Origin of the sequence: Comamonas antarctica (genome assembly GCF_013363755.1) — a bacterium.
GTDB lineage: Bacteria > Pseudomonadota > Gammaproteobacteria > Burkholderiales > Burkholderiaceae_C > Comamonas > Comamonas antarctica.
The window spans coordinates 885,916-907,583 of record NZ_CP054840.1 but is presented as its reverse complement, the minus strand read 5'-3'; the positions used below and the strand labels follow the sequence as shown (position 1 = coordinate 907,583).

Here is a 21,668-nt window from a genome sequence, read left to right as displayed (position 1 = left end):
TCAGAGCTGTCCCTGGCTGCGGATCTGGTAGACGGTGCGGAACACCATGCGCAGGCGGTCGCCATAGGACGCATTGGCGCCCGCGCAATTGGTGTATTGCGCATCGGGCGCGGCGATCGCCTCGGTGCCGCTGAGCTCGAGGCAGACTTCCAGCGCATAGACGTTGTTCCAGGCGGCGACGTTCGCCGGATCGGCGAAATAGCGCAGACTGGTGGTGCCGGGGTTCTGCACCAGGTAGCGCACGCGCATGTCGGTGACGTTCGCGATGATCGCCCGGCGGGTCTCGCTGCCCGTGCCGACGCAGGTCAGCTCGTTGGTGTCGGCATTGCGCGCGAAGGTGCTGGCCAGCACTGCGGCATCGGGCACGCCCGACGTCACGCGGTTGCGGCCCAGGCAATCGCGCAGCAGCGCCGCCGTGACCGGCGCGTCCGCCGGCGTCACGGATTCGACGTAGTTCTGGTAGCCCACGGTGAAACTGGGCGAGGTCGTGCCGCTGCCGGTCAGCGTGCTGGTGCTGCGGTTGAACTGGCTGCGCACGCCCGCGGGATCGGGCGGATCGAAGGCCACGGGCGACATGGCCGAATTCGGATCGGCGCCCGGCATGATGGCCGGCGACAGGCTCAGCTCCAGGCTGCCGGCCTGGCGCAGCTGCTGGCCCATGACGCGAAACGCATAGGCCGCCTGCTGCTGCATCACCGAGGCCTCGGAGACGGTGCCGGTGATGCTGCGCGAAGTCATGAGCCCGACCATCGCCACCGCCACCACCACCAGGCCCAGCGCAATGCCGATCAGCAGATCGATCAGCGACACGCCGCGCGCGCGCGCGGGCGAGCGCCGCGCGCAGCGCTGCAGGGAACGCGAAGGCAGCCGCATCATGTCAGTTGGCGCAATAAAGGCCCGCGCCGCCCACCGTCCAGGGCGCGCAGCGCTGCGTCGGCTGCAGGTACTGGATATGGCAGCTCTGGTTGTCTGGGCAGTTCACGGCATTGCCTGCGGCATCCGTGCCGGCCACCACCAGGGGCGCGAGCAGGGCCGTGGTCTGGGCCGTCGTCGCGTCCTTGCCGCCGGCGTTGAAGCGGTTTTCGTTCCAGCCCACCAGCACGCCCAGCTGGCGTGCACCGCCTTGCGGAATGAACACCGTGGCCGAGCCCGCGGGCAGCGCCGCGGCCACGTTCCGGTGCCATTGCCTGACGTCGAAGGCGGCCAGTTGCTGGGGCGTGCAGGCCGCGGCCGCGCAATCCGGCGCGGAGCCCGGGCTGGCGGCATAGGCGCTCAGGTAATTGAGCGCATCGGGATTGCTCTGCAGGCGCTCGCCCAGGTCCTCGATCAGCCGGATCGCCTGTGCGCGGCGCACGCCGGCCTGCGTGTCCGTGAGCGCGCGCATCTGCACGCCGACGATACCCAGGATGCCGAGCGCCATGACCACCATCGCGATCAGCGACTCGATCAGCGTGATGCCGCGCTGGCCGCGCGCACCGCGGCGTGCCCGCGCCTTCAGGTGCTGCATGCGTTCTCCACCTGCGCGGGGCCGACCTGGATGCGCCCGCCGGCCGAGATGCACACGTCCTTGGCCACGGGCGAATTGCTGCCAGACTGGGGCGCGATGGAAAATCCCACTGCATCGCCGCCGCCGATCACGCCCCAACGGTCGACGGCAATGGTGGCCGATGCGGCGGTGCGCGTCACCGTGAGGCTTTGCGCCGGCGCATAGCGCTGGATCTCCTCGCCCGCATCCCAGCGCTGGTTGCTGTTGGCATCGATGAACACCACCCAGCCGCAATCCCAATCCGCCGCCCGGGCGGCCAGCATGCAACCGGGCGTGGTGCTGGGCAATTTCTCCACGAAGATATCGCCGCCGCGGCGGATGGCTTCGGAGCGCGCGTAGAACATCGTGCTGCGCAGGTTGTCGACGGCCTGCTGCACGCGCCAGCGCTCGATCAGTCCCTTGAAGCTGGGCAGCGCCAGCGCCATCAGAATCGAGAGCATCGACACCACCACCATGAGTTCGATGAGGGTGAAGCCGCGCGGGCGGCTGCCGATCGTTGTGGCGGGCATAGAGGCTTGAATGGGCGGCTAATTTGGATACATGTTAACAACAATATATACAAATTAAATGACCGCCTGTCGGACTGGACCTACCGACAAGCGGCATTCACCCCTGCATTGCAGAGCCTTGGCTCACACCCCCAAGTGCATCTGCCAGAGCCGCCGGTCGGCATCCAGTTCCGCCGAACTGCCCTGCCACACCGCATTGCCGCGCTCCAGAATCACATGCCGGTCGGCCAGGCCCACCAGCCGGTGCACATATTTATCGACCACCAGGATGGTTTGCCCCGCCGCCTTGAGCGTGGCCAGGCAGCGCCAGATCTCCTCGCGGATCACGGGTGCCAGGCCTTCGGTGGCTTCGTCGAGGATCAGCAGCCGCGGATTGGTCGACAGCGCGCGGCCGATCGCCAGCATCTGCTGCTCCCCGCCCGAGAGCTGGTTGCCCATGTGGTGCTGGCGCTCCTTCAGCCGGGGAAACACCGCGTAGATGCGCTCCATATTCCAGGCTTCGCGCGTAGCATGGCGCTGCGCCGCAAATGCAAGCAGATGTTCGCGTACCGTGAGATTTGGAAAGCAGTGCCGGCCTTCGGGAACGATGGCCACGCCCATGCGCGCAATCGCGTCGGGCGACTTCGCGCGCACCGACTCGCCGGCGATGCGCACCTCGCCCCGGCTGGGCTTGAGCGCGCCGATGATGGTCTTGATGGTGGTGCTCTTGCCCATGCCGTTGCGGCCCAGCAGCGTCACCACCTCGCCCGGCATGATATGGAAATCGATGCCGAACAGCACCTGGCTCGCGCCATAGCCGGCTTCGAGGCCTTCGCAGGCCAGCAGGGGCGTCGTGTTCATGCGCGCACCTCGTCGGCCGGATCGGTTTCGGTGCCCAGGTATACCGCCTGCACCTGCGCGTCGGCCTGGATCTCGGCCGCGGTGCCGCTGGTCAGCACCTTGCCGTAGACCAGCACCGAGATGCGGTCGGCCAACTGGAACACCGCGTCCATGTCATGCTCGATCAGCAGGATTGCCATGTCCTCGCGCAGGCGCCGGATCAGCGCCACCATCTGCGCCGACTCCACCGGGCCCATGCCGGCCATGGGCTCGTCGAGCAGCAGCAGCTTCGGGCGCGCGGCAATCGCCAGCGCCACATCGAGCTTGCGCTGCGCGCCATGCGGCAGCGTCGCCGCCACCCGGTCCCAATCGGCCTCCAGCGTCACGCGCCGCGCCAGCTCCTGCGCCGCGGCCAGCAGCGCCAGGTCGCTGTCGCGCCGCTGCGCGAAGCGAAAGCTCGAACCCGCATGCGCCTGCACTGCCAGCAGCAGGTTCTCGCCCACGGTCTGGCGCGCGAAGATGCTCGTCACCTGGAAGCAGCGCGACAGCCCCGCGGCCACGCGCCGGTGGGGCGCGAAATGCGTGATGTCGGCGCCGTCGAGCGTGAGCGTGCCGCCGTCGGCCGGCAGCAGCCCGGAAATCAGATTGACCAGCGTCGACTTGCCCGCGCCGTTGGGCCCGATCAACGCATGGATCTCGCCGGCGTTCACCGAGAAACTCACATGGTCCGTGGCCGGCAGCGCGCCAAAGCGCTTGACCAGCTGGTGTGCGACGAGCAGCGTCATGGCGCGGCCTTTCTCGATGCGAGTGCCGCCAGGCCCCGCGGTGCCAGGAACACCACGCCGATCAGCAGCAAGCCCATGGGCGCGTGCCAGTACTCGGTGAACTGCTTGAGCATTTCCTCGAACACCAGCCACACCGCCACGCCCAGCGGCGCGCCCCAGCGCCGGCCGACGCCGCCGATCACCACCATCACGATGAACAGCGCCGATTGCGTCCAGTGCATCAGCGAGGGACTGATGAAGCCGTTCTGCGTGGCCAGCAGCGCGCCCGCGAGGCTGGCGATGCCGCCGGCCAACGCAAAGGCGCAGAGCTTGAGCCGGTAGGTCGGGTAGCCCATGGCCTGCATGCGCGTCTCGTTGTCGCGAATGCCCTCGAGCGCGCGGCCGAAATGCGAGGCTTCAAGGCGCCACAGTGCCGGCAGCACCAGCGCAAGGATAGCCAGCACCACCCAGTACAGCGGCGCGCCGCTGGCGGCTAGTGCCTGCTCGCCGCCCAGCAGGGTCAGCGGCGTGTAGAGCGTGTAGCCGTCGTCGCCGCCGTACTTGCGCAGCGACACGGCCAGATAGAACAGCATCTGCGCGAACGCCAGCGTGATCATGATGAAGTACACGCCGCGCGTGCGCAGCGCCACCGCGCCGGTCAGCCCGGCCACCACCACGCCGGCCAGTGCCGCCAGCGCCCAGATCGCCCAGGCCGAAGTCCAGCCGGCCTCGGCCAGCGCCGCGACCGCATACGCGCCCACGCCGACAAAGCCCGCATGGCCCAGCGCCACCAGGCCGACGCGGCCCATGAGGAAATTCAGGCTGGCCGCAGCCAGCGCGACGATCATCAGCCGGCGCACGAAGCCGGTGTAGTAATCGAGATCGAACAGCGGCGCCAGCACCGGAAACAGCGCCAGCGCCAGCACCAGCAGCAGCAGGCCGATGCGCGGCAGCAGCGCCGGATGGTTGGCAGGAACATTCATCGTGGCAACTCCCATCATGCGCGCGCCGGAAACAGACCCGAAGGCTTGAACACCAGCACGCCGGCCATCAGCATGTACATCGCGATGCTGGCAATCGCCGGCCCCGCATCGGCGGCCAGTGCCGGCGGCAGCAACTCGCGCAGCAGCAGCGGCAGGAAGGCCCGGCCCGCGGTATCGACCAGTCCCACCAGCAGGCTCGCGACAAACGCGCCGCGCACCGAGCCGATGCCGCCGATCACGATCACCACCAGCGCGGGAATCAGGATCGCCTCGCCCATGCCCACGGCCACCGCGCTGATCGGCCCCATCAGCGCGCCGGCCAGCGCCGCCAGCGCCGCGCCCAGCGCAAACACGATGGCGAATACCTTGGACACGCGCACGCCCATGAACTCGGCCATGGCGCGGTTCGATGCGCCCGCGCGCACCAGCATGCCCAGCCGGCTGTGGTTGACCAGCAGGTACAGGCCCGCGGCCACCGCCAGCCCCGCGGCCAGGATCAGCAGCCGGTACGAGGGATAGGGCAGGCCCAGCAGATCGACCGGGCCGGACAGCAATGCCGGCGTGGGCGCCATGATGGGCGACGGCCCCCAGATGAACTTGACCGCATCGTCGGCAATCAGCACCAGGCCGAAGGTGGCCAGCACCTGCGCCAGATGGTCGCGGCCGTAGAGCCGGCGCACCAGCAGCGCTTCAAGCAGCAGCGCCAGCAGCACCGTCGCCAGCACGGCCACCAGCACCGCCAGCATGAAGGAGCCCGACTGCACGTGCACCGCCGCCGCCACATAGGCGCCGACCATGAACAGCGAGCCATGCGCGAGGTTCAGCGTGTCCATGATGCCGAACACCAGCGTCAGCCCGGCCGCCAGCAGGAACAGCATGAAGCCGTAGCCCAGGCCGTTGAAGATCTGTTCGAGGAAGAAGGTCAGGTCCATGGGGGATAGTGGGATAGCTAGAGACACCCTTCGACCGGGCCGCGTAGGCAGGCTCAGGGGGCCCGCCTAGGGGTGAACGGGTATCAACCGTTCGTCCTGAGCCCTGAGCCTGTCGAAGGGTCGAAGGATGGACGGCCGGCTCGACAAGAACCGCCGCTGCCCTTACCTGAGGGAACACTGCCCCGCAAACGCATCCTGATGCGCCGTCAGCACCTTGCCCGGCTGCAGCTGATTCGTCACGCGCCCGTCAGCGCCCTGCACCACCTTGCGCAGGTAGTAGTCCTGGATCAGGAACTGGTTGTTGCCGTACTTCACCGCGCCGCGCACCGAGTCGAACGACGCGCTCTTGAGTGCCTTGGCCAACGCCGGCTTGTCGCCGACCTTGCCGCCGAGCTGCTTCACGGCCGCGTCCATGTTCATCACCACGTCGTACGCGAATGCCGCGTACAGCGACGGGTAGCGGCCGTTGTAGGCCTTGCGGAACTCGGCGACGAACTTCTGGTTGGCGGCATTGGGCAGGTCATGCGCGTACGAAGACGCGTTGAACAGGCCGACCATCGCGCTGCCCACGGCCGGGATGATGTCCTCGTCGGCGGTGAAGGGCGAGGAGATCAGCGTGATGTCCTTGTTCAGGCCCGCAGCCATGAACTGCTTGATGAAGTTGATGCCCATGCCCCCGGCCTGGAAGATGTAGACCGCCTCGGGCTTGGCCGCGCGCAGCTGGGCCAGCTCGGCGGCGAAGTCCAGCTGTCCGACCTTGGTGTAGATCTCGTCGGCCAGCGGCTTCTTGTACAGGCGCTTGAAGCCGTTGATCGCGTCCTTGCCCGCGGGGTAGTTGGGCGCCAGCACCACGACCTTGGCGTAGCCCTTGTTCGCCGCGTACTGGCCCGCGGCCTCGTGCATCGAGTCGTTCTGGTAGCTGGTGCCGAAGAAGTAGGCATTGCACTGCGCGCCCGCGAGCTGGCTCGGGCCGGCGTTGGGCGACAGATAAGGCACCTTGGCGGCAAACAGCGCCGGACCCACGGCCAGCGCCACGTTCGAGGCCACGGGACCGGTGAACAGGTCGATCTTCTCGCGCTGGACGAAGCGGTCGACGAGCTGGCGCGCCTGCTCGGGGTTGCCGGCCATGTCGGCCTGGATGAACTCGGCGGGCACGCCGCCGAGCTTGCTGCCCAGCAGCTTCACGGCCAGGTTCAGGCCGTCGCGGATCTCGGCGCCGGGCGCCGCGAACGGGCCGGAGATGTCCAGCGCCACGCCAACCTTGATGGGCGCGGGCGCCTGGGCCTGGGCCAGCACCGGCAGCGAAACCACGGCCAGCGTGGCCATACCCTTGAGAAACCGCGAAGCAATAACAACAGACATTGTGACCCTCGTATCTTGAATTTTCATCCGGCCGCCAGGATGCGGAATGCAGCGATTGTGCCTGCGCCCGGCTAGAACCCGGCCTCGCGCCAGAAAACGCTTGCCGCCTGGCGCACGAACTGCGCTCCGGGCGCCTCCCACCGGCCGCGTATGCTCACGCGCCCGCGCCAGCGGTGCTGGGCGGCGAGCGCCGCCGATGGCTCGGACGCCACGACGTCCAGCACCACGCGGTACACCGGGCGCTCGGGATAGAGCACGTTCTGCATGCTGCGCACCGGCACGTTGCCGCCTGCCGTCGTCGCCAGCGCGGCCTCGTTCAGGCTGCGGCTGGCATCCTGGTCGATGCTGCGCACGCGCAGCTCCAGCACCGGGCCCGCACCGCCTTCGGCGATGAACAGCCCGCTGTCGCCCGCACGGATGCGGTACAGCGTGTCCTCGGGCACATAGGCCACGACTTCCTGGCCTGCGCTGCCCACCACGCGCCCCAGCAGCTCGCGCCGCGCCACCCATTCGCCGGCGCGCAGATCGGGGTCGACATCGCGCAACTGCCCTGCTCCGCCGGCCCGGAGCCGAAAGCGCGCGGCGTCGCTGTCGACCGCGTCCTGCTGCGCCAGCGCCTCGGCCTGGCGTTCCTGCAAGACCTGCCAGTCGCGCCGCAGTTCACCATCGAACCCGGCCGCGGCCGACTGCTGCGCGACCTGCTGCAGCCGCGCCTGGCTCACCGCCGCCGCGGCGCGCAGCGCCGGCGACTCGAGCGCGAACAGCGGCGCGCCCGCGGCCACGGGCGTGCCCTCGGCCGGGGGCGCCTGCAGCAGCTGCGCGCCCTCGGGCGCATGCAGCGGCCAGAGTTCGCGCGCCTGCAGCAGTCCGCTCGACAGCACCGGCACGGGCCAGGGCACGAAGAGCAGCAAGGCCAGCAGCGCGGCGATCAGCGCGCTGCGCCGCGCGCGCGCACTGCGTGCGATCTTCGGCGCGCGTTCACGCCAGGCCTTGATTTCGGACCACAGGGGCTTGGCAATGAACCACACGATTTCCACCAGAAAGAGAAAGATGCCCAGGGCCTTGATGAAGAAGTGGTACACCAGCGCCGCGATGCCGAGAAACAGCACCAGCCGGTAGATCCAGGTGGCCCAGGCAAACAGCACCAGCGCGCGCCGCTTCGGCGCGGGAAAGTATTCGGGTGCGGGCTCGCCCAGCCGGAACAGCCGCTCCCGCAAATCCCAGCGCGCCAGTGCAAACGCGCGCGCATGCAGGTTGGGCATCTGCAGATAGTCCGACAGCAGGAAGTAGCCGTCGAAGCGCATGAACGGGCTGGCATTGATCACCAGCGTGCTGACCCAGGTCGTGGTCGCCAGCAAAAAGGCCATGGCCTTGGGCCAGCCTTCGGGCAGCCAGAGCCAGGCCAGCAGCGCCCACACCGCGATCAGCAGCTCGGTGGTGATGCCGGCCGCGGCCACGCGCACGCGCTGGCCGCGGTCGGTGAGCTTCCAGACCTCGTTGGTGTCGGTATAGGCCACGGGCCACAGCACCAGGAACGCCAGGCCCATCGTCGGCACGCGGCAGCCATAGCGCTTGGCCGTCACGCCATGCCCGACCTCATGCAGGAACTTCACGAACAGCAGCGTGATGCCGTAGGCCACGAAGCCCTGCAGCGTCAGCAGGTCGACAAAGGTGGCGGTGAACGCATCCCAGGAGCGCGACACGCCCCACAGCCCCCAGACGAAGGCCAGCGCCGTGAGCCACCAGAACGCGGGGCGAAAGAGGAATTCCAGCGCCGGCGTGATGCGCCCGAGCCAGCCGTCGGGGCGCAACAGCGGAATGCGGAAGAACAGGTAGTTGTGCAGCAGCCACTGCAGCTTGCTGGCGCGGCGCTGCTCGCGCTGCGCGGCCCAGCTGGCGGCGCTGTGCATCGCCGGCTGCAGCAGCGAATTGGCCTGCAGGAATTGCTGCATCGCCTGCACCTCGGCCGCGCCCACATGCAAGGTGGTCTGCGCCGCGATATCGGCCTCGATGGCGCCGGCATCGGCCAGATGCCAGCGCCGCAGCAGCTCGAAGCTGGCCCAGTCGAGCTGGAAGAACAGGTTGCGCACCGGATCGTGCAGCGTCCAGCTGGGCTGGCCATCGGGCAGCACCGGCCCGGGCAGCAGGTCCAGCTCCTCGCGCAGCAGCGCCCAGGGCGCGCCTGGCGTCACAGCGCCACCCACTGGCGCACGCTGGCCCAGGGCTTGCGCAGAACCCAGTAAGCCAGGCTCACGCGCTCGCCCTGGAGCTTGGCCGTGCCCTTGAGGCCGATGCGCGCCTTGCCGGCCTGCGTCACCTCGGCGCGCACGCGGTAGGCGTATGAGCCGTCGGGGCGCGCCACCGCGTCGTACGCGACATAGCGGATGCGCGCCTCGATCGAAGCCAGCGGATCGGCCGCGAGATACAGCTGCACCGGCGCGCCCGGCGCGAGCGGGATCGCGTCGCCGATCGGCAGCCAGGCTTCGATCTCGACCGCGTCGGGCTGGGCGATGCGCATCACGCGCTCGCCGGTCTGCACCGGCTTGCCTATCCACTCCGAAGGCGCGTCGAACAGCACCATGCCGTCCTGCGGCGCCACGACCTGCGCGCGCTGGCGCTGCTCGGACTGGAAGGCCTGCTCGGCGCGGCGCTCCCCGATGCGCCCGGCCTGGGCCGCGAGCTGCGACTTCGAGCGCGCATCGCCCAGCGCCAGCTGCGCGAACTGGCGGTACTCGGCTTCGGCGGTCTGCAGCGCCTGCTGCGACACTTCGAGCCGGCTCGCGATCTGCGCCTCGTCGAGACTGAACAGCAGTTCGCCCTTCTTCACCATCTGGTTGGGCTGCACATGCACCTGTTCGACCACGCCATCGAGCGGCGAACGCAGCACGGCCGGCTGCGAAGCGACCAGCTCGCCCGGCGCCAGCACCGACAGGCGCACGGGCCAGGCGGCCAGCACCAGCACGCCGGCCACGGCCCAGGCCGCGGGCTTGCGCCACCAGACCTGCTGCGCCTGGCGCTGGCGCAGTCCGCGCCACCATTGCAGCGGTGTCCAGCCGCGCCGGCGCTGCAGGGCCTGCCAGGCGTGCGTCCAGACGCCGCCCCATTCCTTGAGAAACGTCCAGCGTTCGGGCGATTCGGCGCCGGCCAGCAGCAGCCCTGCCCTGCCGGTGGCGCCGGCGCTTGCAGCCTCACTCCCGCTGGGTATGGCCGACAGCGGCACCCAGACCGCCGCCGCCGGCAGCCATTGCGCCCACTGCGCCGCCAGCGCCGGCGGCAGATCGGCCGGTCCCACCGCGCGGACTTCGGCGGCCTCGGCCTGCGCCAGATGCGCGCACACCTGGGCCACCCACTGCGCATACGGTGCGTTGCGGTCGGGCTGCATGACACCGGACAAGGCGGCCACGCCCTGCTGCTGGTTCCACCAGACGGCCTGGCGGTAAGGCAGCAGCAGGCGCGTGTCGTTGACCAGCATGAACTCCAGCTCGGCCACGCTTTTCGCCTGCCGGGCACGGTGGCCCAGCTCGAGCAGCAGGACCGCGGGATGCACGCCACCGGGCGCGATCTGAGCACTCATCGCCATCCTTCATCAGCCCTGCAGGCGCTGGCCTGCGGCACCCCCCGCGCGCTGCAGGGCGGCACGCTGGAACTGCTCGGCCAGGCCCGCGCGCGCGGCCGCCTGGGCGCCGGGCTTGAGCCTCACCGTGGTCTTCACTTCATTGCCCTGGTTGTCGCGCGCCGTGAGCTGCAGCACCAGGTCGCCGCGCCAGCCCTCGGGCAGCTGAACCTGCAGCGTGCCGGTGCGCGCATCGAACCTCACCCACTGCGGCAGCGGCCGGCCATCGGCCAGCGTCATGCTCAGGCTCACCACGGCCAGCGGGTTGGTGTGGCCGAACACGTTGGCTGGCACCTTCCACGCCAGCTGGCCGCCTTCGCCAATGCTCAGGTCGTTGACGCTGCGCAGCAGCTGCAGGCCTTCGGGCGCGCCCGCAGTGCGGGAAATCGGCTGCGGCACATAGGGCGCCTGCGCCGCCTGCTGCGCGGTTTCGGGCGATACCGTCTCGCGCGTGGCCAGCGGCAGCTCGGAGAAGCCGGCCAGCGCCAGGGCCAGCGGAGAGCTCAGCGGCGACAGCAAGGCATTGTCATTGGCCGGCGACAGGAAACCAAAGTCGCTGGACGTGGCTTCGCCCTGCGCCGGCGACAGCTGGACGCTGGCGAGGCCCGGCACCGTGGGCAGCGCGATGGGCGCGGGCGCCATGGTGGCGTTCGGCACCGGCGCGGTGGCGACGGCGTAGCTGTCGGAGCCGGTCTCGCCCACGCCGGTATTGCCCGCCAGATCGGTATAGCCGGCGTTGTTCAGGCGGATCAGGTTCGAGTTCGCCTGCACGTCGTTGGCCGGCGTCAGCGTGGCCTTCCAGGTGATGCCGTCCGTGCTGCGCAGATCGCTCAGCGTGCCATTGGGCACCGTGAAGTCCGACAGGTCCAGGCCCTGCACGGGCTCGCTGAACACGATGGTGACCTCGGTGGTCATGCCGGCCAGCAGTTCGCCGTCCTGCAGCACGATGCTGGCCGTGGGCAGTTGGGTATCGATGGCAATGCCTTCGGACGGTGTCGAGCCCACGCCGGAGTTGCCGGCCAGGTCGGTGTAGCCCGCGTTGTTCAGCACGATGCGGTTGTCTGCGGCCTGCACGCCTGCATTAGGCGTGAGCGTGGCCGTCCAGGTGATGCCGTCCTGCGTGCGCAGATCGGACAGCGTGCCGTGGGCGACCGTGAAGTCAGCCAGGTCCAGGCCCTGCACGCGTTCGCTGAACACGATGCTGACCTGTGCCGTTTCGCCAGCCTTCAGCGCCGTGTCGGCCACCGTGATGCGGGCCGTGGGCAGCTTCGTGTCGATGGCGTAGCCGTTCGAGGGCGTGGCGCCGCTGATCGCGTTGCCCGCGGCATCGCTCACCGCGCCGCTGCGCAGCGTGATCGCATTGCCGGCCTGCTCCACGTTGGCGCCGGGCGTGAACACGGCCGTCCAGGTCAGGCCGCCGTTGGCGGTGGCCAGGCCCGACAGGCTGCCGTTGGCGACCTCGAAGTCCGACAGCTCCAGGCCGTTCACGGCTTCGCTGAATGCAATCGTCACCTCGGTGGTCTCGCCGGACTGCAGCGCGGTGTCCGCGACCGTGATGGTGGCCGTGGGGCGCTGGGTGTCGATGGCGTAGTTGTTGGATTGGGTGGTGCCGCTGCCCGCATTACCCGCCAGATCGGCCACGCCGGCGTTGTCCAGCGTGATCAGATTCGTGGCATCGGTGATGTTGGTGTTGGGTGTGAACGTTGCCGTCCAGGTGATGCCGCCATCGCGGCTCTCGACATCCGTCAGCGTGCCATTGGCCACCGACAGGTCGGCGTTGCTGAAGCCCGTCACGGCCTCATTGAAGCTGATCGTCACCAGCGAGGTCTCGCCGGCCGACAGCGCGTTGTCGGCGACCACGATGGTGGCCGTCGGGCGCCGGGTATCGATGGCGTAGTTGTTGGATTGGGTGGTGCCGCTGCCCGCATTGCCCGCGAGATCGGCCACACCGCTGTTGTCCAGCGTGATCAGATTCGTGGCATCGGTGACATCGCTGGTCGGCGTGAACGTTGCCGTCCAGGTGATGCCGCCGTCGCGGCTCTGAACCTCCGTCAGCGTGCCATTGGCCACCGTCAGGTCGGCGTTGCTGAAACCGGTCACCGCCTCGCTGAAGGTGATGGTCACCAGCGAGGTCTCGCCCAGGCGAAGCGCCGAGTCGGCGATGACGATGCTGGCCGTCGGGCGCAGCGTGTCGATGGCGTAGTTGTTGGACTCCGTCGTGCCGCCGCCCGCATTGCCCGCCAGATCGGCCACGCCGGTGTTGTCCAGCACGATCAGATTGGTCGTGCCGGTGACGTTCGCGTCCGGCGTGAAGGTCGCCGTCCAAGTGACGCCGCCGTCGCTGCTGCTGACTGCCGACAGCGTGCCATTGGCCACCGACAGATCGGCGTTGCTGAAACCTGTCACCGCCTCGCTGAAGGTGATGGTCACCAGCGAGGTGTCGCCCGCCGCCAGCGCGTTGTCGGCGACCACGATGCTGGCTGTCGGGCGCTGGTTGTCGATGGCATAGTTGTTCGAGTCGGTGGTACCGCTGCCCGCATTGCCCGCCAGATCGGCCACGCCGCTGTTGTCCAGCGTGATCAGATTCGTGGCATCGGTGATGTTGGCGTTGGGCGTGAACGTTGCTGTCCAGGTGATGCCGCCATCGCGGCTCTCGACATCCGTCAGCGTGCCATTGGCCACCGACAGGTCGGCGTTGGTGAAGCCCGTCACGGCCTCACTGAAGCTGATCGTCACCAGCGAGGTCTCGCCCGCCGCCAGCGCGCCGTCGGCGACCGCGATGGTGGCCGTCGGGCGCTGGGTATCGATGGCGTAGTTGTTGGATTGGGTGGTGCCGCTGCCCGCATTGCCCGCGAGATCGGCCACGCCGGTGTTGTCCAGCACGATCAGATTGCTGGTGTCGGTGACATTCGCGTCCGGCATGAAGGTTGCTGTCCAGGTGATGCCGCCGTCGCTGCTGGTGACTGCCGACAGGCTGCCATTGGCCACCGTCAGATCGGCATTGGTGAAGCCCGTCACCGCCTCGCTGAAGGTGATGGTCACCAGCGAGGTTTGACCCACTGCCAGCGCCGTGTCGGCGATGACGATGGTTGCCGCTGGGCGTTGGGTGTCGATGGCGTAGTTGTTGGACGTGGTCATACCCGTGCCCACATTGCCCGCCAAGTCGGCCACGCCGGTATTGTCCAGAGTGATCAGATTGGTGGTATCGGTGACCTCGGCGTCCGGCGTGAATGTCGCCGTCCAGGTGATGCCGCCGTCGCTGCTGCTGACTGCCGACAGCGTGCCATTGGCCACCGACAGATCGGCGTTGCTGAAGCCCGTCACCGCCTCGCTGAAGGTGATGGTCACCAGCGAGGTCTCGCCCGCCGCCAGCGCGTTGTCGGCGACCACGATGCTGGCTGTCGGGCGCTGGTTGTCGATGGCATAGTTGTTCGAGTCGGTGGTACCGCTGCCCGCATTGCCCGCCAGGTCGGCCACGCCGGTGTTGTCGAGCGTGATCACATTGCTGGTGTCGGTGACATTCACGTTGGGGGTGAGGGTCGCCGTCCAGGTGATGCCGCCGTCGCTGCTGCTGACCGCCGACAGCGTGCCATTGGCCACCGTCAGATCGGCCCGGGTGAAGCCCGTCACCGCTTCGCTGAAGGTGATGGTCACCAGCGAGGTCTCGCCTGCCGCAAGCGCGTTGTCGGCGACCACGATGGTGGCCGTCGGGCGCAGGGTGTCGATGGCGTAGTTGTTGGACGTGGAGACGCCGCTGCCCGCATTGCCCGCGAGGTCGGCCACGCCGGTGTTGTCCAGCACGATCAGATTGCTGGTGTCGGTGACATTCGCGTCCGGCATGAAGGTTGCTGTCCAGGTGATGCCGCCGTCGCTGCTGGTGACTGCCGACAGGCTGCCATTGGCCACCGTCAGATCGGCATTGGTGAAGCCCGTCACCGCCTCGCTGAAGGTGATGGTCACCAGCGAGGTCTCGCCGAGGCGCAGCGCCGTGTCGGCGACCACGATGCTGGCCGTGGGCAGGCGGGTATCGATCGCATAGTTGCCCGATGTGGCCGCGCCGTTGGCATTGCCCGCGGCGTCCATGACGCCGCCGCTGCGCAGCCTGATGGTGTTCACTGCCTGCTCGACATCGGCGTCGGGCGAGAAGGTCGCGGTCCAGGTCCTGCCGCCATCGGCGCTGGCCAGGTTCGACAGGGTTCCGCCGGATACATCGAAATCCGCCCGGTCCAGGCCGCGCACGGCTTCGTTGAACGCAATCGTGACCTGCGCGGTCTCGCCGGCGCGCAGCGCCGTGTCGTCCAGCGTGATGGTGGCCGTGGGCCCGATGGCATCGATGAGCACGCCGGACGTGCTCCCCACGCTATTGAGCGAGAGCTGGGCGGCATTGCCCGCCAGGTCGGTGATGCGGCCGCCGTTGAGATCCAGGCCGGTGCCGACGCTGATGCCGTTGGCATCGAGCTGGCCGCTGGCCACGGTCATGCGGAACACCAGCGCGCTGCTGCCGCTGCCCGATACATAGCTCGCATAGACCGTGCCGCCGGTATCGAGCGTGACCGCGATGCGCGGCGTGCCGCCCGAGGTGTCCAGCGTGATGGCCTCGCTGAAGTTGACGCTGAAGTCCAGGTTCTGGCCCGCGACATAGGTGCCAGCGGCGGGAACGCCGACGCTGCCCACCACGGGTACCACGCCGTCGACCACGATGCTGCTGCGCCCGCCCAGCGAATCGGCACCGCCCACGGTGGGCAGCGTGAGCACGGCGAGGTCGCTGGTGCTGTTGCTGATCACCGCGCCATTGAGCTGCAGCGCCGCCGTGCTCTGGAAGTCCAGGTCGGCGCTGATGTCGCCGGCCTGCACGGTGTACTTGAAGACCAGCGTGTTCGTGCCCGAGCCGCTCTGGTAGACCGCGCTGCGGTCGACAAGGCCGGTCTCCAGCAGCAGCGTGGGCGTGCCGCCGGCCGTGTCGACATTGACGGCCTGGTCGAAGACCATGTTGACCAACACCTCGTCGCCGACCTTGACGGTGCGGTCAAGGCCTTGCGCCGCAACACTGGTGATCTTGGGGTTGACGGGAACGACGTTGATCGAGACCGTGTCGACATCGCTTTTCGCGCCGCCGGTGCCCGAATTGCCGTTGTCGTTGGTCTCGATGGTGATGCTGGCGGCGCCGATGTAGCCGCTGGCCCCCCGGAAACTCAGCGTCTGCAGCGCGGCATTGAGGTTGGCCCGGTTGCCCTCGAAGCTCATGGTGACGTTGTTGACGCCGGTGCCCCACACCAGGTTGATGCCGCTCATGCTGCCCAGCGACAGCGTGCCGTTGACCGCGGTCAGGGTGACCGTGATCAGGCCGTTGCCCGCGTCCACATCGCTGATCGAGATCGCATTGCCGCTGGCGGTGTTGAATCCGAGCGCGATGCCCTGCCCCACGGTCTGCGCGGCAGGCACGTTGTTGACCGGCGCATCGTTGACCGCGGTGACATTCAGCGTCACGGTCTTGGTATTGGTCTGCTCGCCGCCGGTGCCGCTGTTGCCCCGGTCATTGACCGTTACCGTCAGCTGCACGCTGGCGGTCGCATCCTGCGCGGTCTTGAAGCGCAGGCCGTTGGCGGAAATGAAGAAGTTGATGTCGGACAGGCTGCCCGACAGCGTCAGTTCGCCCGTGCCCGAGCCGGCGACCGTGACACCCATGCCGGTGGTGGCCTGCAGCGTGCCGCTGGGCACCGAGAAGGTGGCCGTGACCACGTTGATGCCGGCATCGACATCGGTGAAGCTGATGCCGGTGATGACGCTGGCCACGTCCTCGGTCACGGTGATGCTCGGCGGCACGGTGGCCACTGGGGCGTCGTTGACCGCGGTGACCTGCAGGGTCATGGTGGTCGTGGCGTCGGACACGCTGGTCGTGTTGACGTTGATCGTCAGCGTCACGTCGCCCGAGGCATTGGCCGCCGGGGTATAGACCAGGCGGTTGTTGGCAATGAACTGGTTGATGTTGGCGAGGGTGCCGCTGAGCGTCAGCGCCGTGGACGTGCCGCCCACGGTCACGCCGCCGGCGCCGGTCGCGCCGAGCGTGCCGGTGCCTACCGAGAACGTGACGGTGCCGGTGGTCGAGTCGACATCGCTGAAGGTGATGTTGCCGAGCGCCGTTGGAATGTCTTCGTTCAACTGCAGGGATGCGGGCGCGCTGATGGTCGGCGAGTCGTTGACCGCGACGATGGTGATATCGCGGGTGACGGCGATCGAGGACAGGCCGCCGCCATCGGTGACCTGGAACTGGACGGTGCGCGAGGTGGTGTTTGGCGAATCCGAGCTGTTGCCGTAGGTCACGGCACGCATCGCTGCCTGGAACTGCGCCGTGGTCGCCTGGTTGCCGGCCGAGCTCAGGGTCAGGATACCGGTGCCGGCGCTCCAGGTGCCGACGATATTGCCCATGGTGAACCCGTCGTTGGCGAAGGCCAGCGTGTCCTGGGCGCTGTAATAGGTGAGCAGCCGCACCGTGGCGCTGAGCGGGTTGGGGCCGTCGGCGTCGGAGACCGTCACGGCGGAGTCGACCACGCTGCGGCTGGATGCGACGTTGTTGCCTTCGGTCCAGATCGCCGCCGCGCCGGACACCGACACTACCGGCCGGTCGTTGATCGCGGCCACCACGACGGTCGCGGTGTCGGTGGCCGATGAATACGCCGAGGTGCCGCCCGAAGTGGTGGTATCGACCTTGGCGCCCTGCAGACCCAGCGTGCTGTTGGTCTGGTCCCAGGCCTTGTAGCTAATGGTCGCGGTCTCGCCGTGGATGCCATCGGGCACGAAGCGAATGGAGTTCTGGGCGGTCAGTATCAGCGCGGAAGTGACAGACACCGCGCCCACGTCGGACCAGGTGCCGCCGGCATTGATGCTGTACTGCCACTTGCCATAGGTCGCGGTCAGGCCGGTGACGGCCATGCCTTTGAGGGCGCCGGTATCGACATCGGTCACACCGCCCAGCAGGTCGCTCACCAGCGCGCCGTTGCTGTTCGTCGCGGTATCGGTCAACCCGTTCAGCGTCGGCGCCACCGGGATCATGAAGGGTGCATCGTTGACCGAAGTGACGATCTGGTTGACTGCCCCGGTACCGACGGAGAACGCGGAGGTGCCGCCATGGCTGGTGGTATCGGCCAGGCCGCGAATGCCGTTGACGGACGCGGTGCCCATGGTCTGGTCCCAGCCGCGGAAAGTGAGCGTGGCGGTCTCGCCATTGGCGGCATCCGGCACGTAGCGCACATAGGTCGTGGCGGCCAGCAGCAGCGCGCTGGTGTTCGACACCGCGCCAAAGTCGGTCCACGTCGCGTTGTCGGTGGAATACTGCCAGGTGCCCCTGCCGGTCTTGGCAATCACCGCCACGCCGCCCTGGGCGCTGGCGTCGGGGTCTACCATGGTGTGGTTGGCCAGCACGGTCGAGACCCGGACGCCCGTGGCCGTCGTGTCCTCGTTGATGCTTGCGAAGTTGTATGGTCCGCCGCTGAGAATGGGCGCATCGTTGATGCCCACCACGGTCACGGTGCTGGTGATGCCCACGGTCGCCGTGGGCTGGCCGCCGTCGGCGCTGCCGCCGTTGTCGCTCACGGTGCTCAGGGTCACGACGCGGTTCGCGGTGTTCGGGCTCTCGCTGTCGTTGCGGTAGGCCATGCTGTTGAGAATGGCCTGCGCCGTCGCCGTCGAAAGACCGGCCGCTTTGTCCAGCGTGACGCTGGCGGTGCCACCGGACACCGAAACCTTGACCGTAACGCCGTTGATGACGGTGGTCACATTGGTGCCCTGGACCAAGACCACGTCGGTGCCATCGATCACCAGCTTCTCGGCGGCGCCGTTGGCAACGCCGCTGACCGTGAAGACCAGCTGGACCACGCTCTGCCCGGATTCGATGGTGTTGATCGCCGCGCCGGAGAACAGCTGCACGGCGGAGGCGTTCTCGGTATAGGTCGGGTTGGTGGCGGTGATGTTGACCACCACGGGCATGTCATTGACCGGATGCACCTCGATGCCGACCGTGGCAACCGTGCTGCTGCCGCCCGCGCCGTCATCCATGCTGATCGACACGGTGCGCGGGGTGGTGGATGGCTCGATGGTGTTGCTGTTGCGGTAGGCCAGGTTCTGCACCAGCGCGGAAACCGTCGTCGGGTTGGCATTCGAGGTGAACGTGACCACCAGCGGGTTGCCGTTGGTGCCGCCGGCGAAGGTGCCGATCACCAGGCCGTTGTACAGGATGCTCGCGCCACTGACCACGATCTGGTTGGCGCCCGCGCCCTGGTCCCGGATGAACAGCGCATCCTCGCCACTGGAGAGTCCGGCCGTGATCTGCACCGTCAGCTTGCCGCCGTTGAAGTTCGCCGAGTCGGCGTCGGTGACCACGGCGTTGCCGCCTGCGTCGAGCAGCACATAGGCGCTGTCTTCGACGTAGGTGACGGCGTCGCCGTTGAGGTTGGCGATCACGGGCGGCTGAACGCTCGAGGTGGTGAAGTTCAGCGTGGCGTTGTCCGCAATCCCCTTGTAGGTCCTGCCGTCGGCGCTGACGAAGGACTTGGCGTCGATGCGCACCGAATAGCCCGTGCCCTGGGCCAGGTCGGCCGGCGGGTCGATGGTCCAGGTGGTGCCCGAGCCCGTGACAGCGGAGCTGCCCACCGCAATCGTCTGCACCACGGCACCATCGCTGGTGCGCACGATCTGGATATTGCCCGTGCCCTTGCTCACGCCTTGATCGAAGGTCAGCGTGATATTGGCCGTGGGCGCAACGCTGGCGCTGTTGTCGGCCGGGGTGGCACTGACCAGCTGGGGCCGGCCGCCGCCTTGCAGGAAGACGCTGCCGGCGGTGCCGGGAGTGGTCTTGAAGACATCGATATCTCCATCGCCATCGAAATCGCCAACGCGGTAGTAGCGCAGCTCGCCGCTCAGCGTGAGCGCGCGGAATGGCGAAGCGGAATCCGACGCCAACATCGTGACAAACGTACCGTTGTCATTTCTCGCATAACGGAAGTCGGTGGTGCTGTTCTGGTACAGGATGTCGACATCGCCATCGCTGTCGAAGTCTGCCGCCAGGATGACGGCGCCGAAACCGGGCGCGGGCATGCCCGCCAGCGGCATCTCTTCGATGATGCCGTGGTTGTTGTGGAAGTAACGCAGGCTTCCATTGGATATGTAGATGAGATCCGAATAACCGTCGCCATCGACATCGAGGACCTGGTAATTCAAACTGGCAAAGGCCGGCAACTGCACATTCCTGAATGGCGACTGTGCGTCACCGAGCGCCAGGTCGCTGAAGGTGCCATTGCCGTTGTTCAGCCGTATCCTCCACGTGGCCGTCGAACTGGTATCGGTTTGGTAGAGGATATCCGCGAAGCTGTCGCCATTGAAATCGCCGACCAGTGTGCGCACGCCATACATCGGACCACCGGGTAGCGGCTGGGCAACGAATCCCGATCCCGTGTTGCGATAAAGCGTGACCCCCGGGACGCCATTGCTCGAGGCCGAGGCCAGCAGATCGATCCTGCCATCGCCATCGAAATCGGCAGCCTGGAAGTTGTTTCCGCTATTGGCGCCTTCCACGAACATTCCGCTCACGCTGGCAAATGGCGAGGCGCTCATGGCCTTGATCTCGAAGCTGCCGTCTTCCTTGCCTTGCGCATACGCCCACGCCGAACCGGTTCCCGCCGGCTGGTAAAGGATGTCGTCGATTCCGTCGTTGTTGAAGTCGCCCACGACCGTTCTCTGCTGGTTGGTCGTCGCGCCCGTGATCGTCGGGGAACTTGCCACGGTTCCGCCGCTGTAGAGACCGGTGGGCGTCGAAGCCGCGCGCACATTCTGCACATCGATGTTGTCGATCAACAGGACGCCGACTTCGGCGCCACTGGTCTGGGTAATGACAAAGCTGTCGATGCCTTGGAAATTGCTGTTGTCCAGGACGCTGATGGTCTGCAGTGCCTGGTGCACGCTGTCGACCGCGAACGTGAACTCCTTGGCGGCGCCGGCCACCGCGACACCGTTGCGGTAGCCGGTGACCTGCAGTTTCACCTGGGAATTGACGGCATTGGCCTCGAGGAACAGCAGCATGCCCTGCAGATCGAACACGAAACCATTGTTGGAGGACACCCTGAAGGATTCCAGTGGCGTGATATCTCCCTGCGTGCTCGTGTAATAGATGTTGTTCCCGTCTATCTGGTAAAAAGTGCCGATACCGATGGCGATCTCGCCGGCTGTCGTGGTCTTCACGCTCATATCCCACCCGGTGCCGGCCACGTTCAGCGCCGTCACCCCGGCATTGCCCGGCCCGACGCCCAATGCGACATCGTCGGTGTTAGGAACCGCAGGACCGAAGCTGGTGACACCATTGCTCGGCGACACCAGCAGCTCGCCATAGCCCGCGACCCGCTGGGCATCGAAGGGCAGCGCGGCTTCGATATGGCCGGACTGGCGCTCGAGCACCCAGTCGCCGCCCAGCGCCTGCGCGCCCGTGGCATTGCTAGATGCCGCGACATCGGCGCCCGTGGCGCCGGCCAGCGCCGCCAGGAAGCTCTGGCCCTGCGCATCCGCAGCGATATTGCAGCCGTAAAGCAGGATGTCGCCATCGGCCGTGAGGCCTGCGCCGATGGCCGCCAGCTCGGCCGCATAGCTGGACAGGTTGGATTGCTCCAGCGAGCTCGCGCCCAGGCGCACCTGCCCATCGGCACCGTGGCTCACGATATGGATGGCGTCGATGCCGCTGCGGCCCTGCAGGTATTGCGCCATCTGCTGCACGCCGTCGCGGCTCGCATCGAGCAGCACGACCTCGGTGCCGGGCAGCACGCTGGCCACGATCTGCGCGTAATCCTTCACGGCGCTGTCGATGAACACCACCTCGTTGCGCGGCGCGGGCGCGGCGCTGGTGGCGGCTTCGGCCATCAGCGCATGCAGCGGCGCCTCGGCCTGCGCATCGGCAGCGTGCGCGCCCGCATCGACGGCCGCATGGGCCACATCGACCGCAGCGGCGCCGTCGAACATGAAGCGCTGCTCCAGCGCCAGCGGGCGCATGCTGCTGGCCAGGCCGACGGGCGCGGCCGGCAAGGGCCCCGCGGCCTGGGCGTCGGCGGCAAACATGCGGCTCCAGAGAGTGCGGCGTTTCGAGTTCATGGCAATGTCCTGT

The 21,668-nt window shown here is 67.8% G+C and carries 11 protein-coding genes; all 11 read right to left on the bottom strand.

Going from position 1 to position 21,668, the window contains the following annotated elements; translation table 11 throughout:
* The 11 genes from HUK68_RS04250 to HUK68_RS04200 all read right to left on the bottom strand — a co-directional run bounded on the left by HUK68_RS04250 (position 1) and on the right by HUK68_RS04200 (position 21,655).
* Positions 1-876, bottom strand: coding sequence for a PilW family protein (locus HUK68_RS04250; protein WP_175503073.1), 876 nt, complete (start codon positions 874-876; stop codon positions 1-3).
* A 1-nt stretch (position 877) separates the two neighbouring features.
* Positions 878-1,507 carry a type IV pilus modification protein PilV gene (pilV, locus tag HUK68_RS04245; RefSeq protein WP_175503072.1) on the bottom strand — a complete coding sequence of 210 codons (630 nt, stop codon included), beginning with the start codon at positions 1,505-1,507 and terminating at the stop codon, positions 878-880.
* On the bottom strand, positions 1,495-2,055 hold the full coding sequence (locus tag HUK68_RS04240) for a GspH/FimT family pseudopilin (RefSeq protein ID WP_175503071.1): 561 nt from the start codon (positions 2,053-2,055) through the stop codon (positions 1,495-1,497). Before HUK68_RS04240 ends, pilV begins: the two co-directional genes overlap by 13 nt.
* A gap of 123 nt (positions 2,056-2,178) precedes the next feature.
* A complete protein-coding gene (locus tag HUK68_RS04235; protein WP_175503070.1) occupies positions 2,179-2,895 on the bottom strand; it encodes an ABC transporter ATP-binding protein in 717 nt (238 codons plus the stop codon).
* Positions 2,892-3,659, bottom strand: a complete 768-nt coding sequence (locus HUK68_RS04230; RefSeq protein WP_175503069.1) for an ABC transporter ATP-binding protein — start codon at positions 3,657-3,659, stop codon at positions 2,892-2,894. Before HUK68_RS04230 ends, HUK68_RS04235 begins: the two co-directional genes overlap by 4 nt.
* Positions 3,656-4,621, bottom strand: a complete 966-nt coding sequence (locus HUK68_RS04225; RefSeq protein ID WP_175503068.1) for a branched-chain amino acid ABC transporter permease — start codon at positions 4,619-4,621, stop codon at positions 3,656-3,658. Before HUK68_RS04225 ends, HUK68_RS04230 begins: the two co-directional genes overlap by 4 nt.
* 14 nt (positions 4,622-4,635) lie before the next feature.
* On the bottom strand, positions 4,636-5,553 hold the full coding sequence (locus HUK68_RS04220; RefSeq protein WP_175503067.1) for a branched-chain amino acid ABC transporter permease: 918 nt from the start codon (positions 5,551-5,553) through the stop codon (positions 4,636-4,638).
* A 162-nt stretch (positions 5,554-5,715) separates the two neighbouring features.
* Entirely contained in the window at positions 5,716-6,915 is a 1,200-nt protein-coding gene (locus tag HUK68_RS04215) for an ABC transporter substrate-binding protein (RefSeq protein ID WP_390887716.1), read from the bottom strand.
* A 71-nt stretch (positions 6,916-6,986) separates the two neighbouring features.
* Positions 6,987-9,119: a site-2 protease family protein gene (locus tag HUK68_RS04210; protein WP_244146249.1), complete on the bottom strand. Its 2,133-nt coding sequence runs from the start codon at positions 9,117-9,119 to the stop codon at positions 6,987-6,989.
* Positions 9,104-10,489, bottom strand: a complete 1,386-nt coding sequence (locus HUK68_RS04205; RefSeq protein WP_175503066.1) for an efflux RND transporter periplasmic adaptor subunit — start codon at positions 10,487-10,489, stop codon at positions 9,104-9,106. The genes HUK68_RS04210 and HUK68_RS04205 overlap by 16 nt, the downstream gene beginning before the upstream one ends.
* Positions 10,490-10,501: 12 nt before the next feature.
* Entirely contained in the window at positions 10,502-21,655 is an 11,154-nt protein-coding gene (locus tag HUK68_RS04200; protein WP_175503065.1) for an Ig-like domain-containing protein, read from the bottom strand.
* Between the last annotated feature and the right edge of the window lie 13 nt (positions 21,656-21,668).

What these genes read in the sequence shown, in the direction of transcription:
- HUK68_RS04250 (WP_175503073.1), bottom strand. Translation starts at nt 876, where the DNA reads ATGATGCGGCTGCCTTCGCGTTCCCTGCAGCGCTGCGCGCGGCGCTCG.
- HUK68_RS04225 (WP_175503068.1), bottom strand. Translation starts at nt 4,621, where the DNA reads ATGAATGTTCCTGCCAACCATCCGGCGCTGCTGCCGCGCATCGGCCTG.
- pilV (WP_175503072.1), bottom strand. Translation starts at nt 1,507, where the DNA reads ATGCAGCACCTGAAGGCGCGGGCACGCCGCGGTGCGCGCGGCCAGCGC.
- HUK68_RS04235 (WP_175503070.1), bottom strand. Translation starts at nt 2,895, where the DNA reads ATGAACACGACGCCCCTGCTGGCCTGCGAAGGCCTCGAAGCCGGCTAT.
- HUK68_RS04200 (WP_175503065.1), bottom strand. Translation starts at nt 21,655, where the DNA reads ATGAACTCGAAACGCCGCACTCTCTGGAGCCGCATGTTTGCCGCCGAC.
- HUK68_RS04215 (WP_390887716.1), bottom strand. Translation starts at nt 6,915, where the DNA reads ATGTCTGTTGTTATTGCTTCGCGGTTTCTCAAGGGTATGGCCACGCTG.
- HUK68_RS04240 (WP_175503071.1), bottom strand. Translation starts at nt 2,055, where the DNA reads ATGCCCGCCACAACGATCGGCAGCCGCCCGCGCGGCTTCACCCTCATC.
- HUK68_RS04230 (WP_175503069.1), bottom strand. Translation starts at nt 3,659, where the DNA reads ATGACGCTGCTCGTCGCACACCAGCTGGTCAAGCGCTTTGGCGCGCTG.
- HUK68_RS04220 (WP_175503067.1), bottom strand. Translation starts at nt 5,553, where the DNA reads ATGGACCTGACCTTCTTCCTCGAACAGATCTTCAACGGCCTGGGCTAC.
- HUK68_RS04205 (WP_175503066.1), bottom strand. Translation starts at nt 10,489, where the DNA reads ATGAGTGCTCAGATCGCGCCCGGTGGCGTGCATCCCGCGGTCCTGCTG.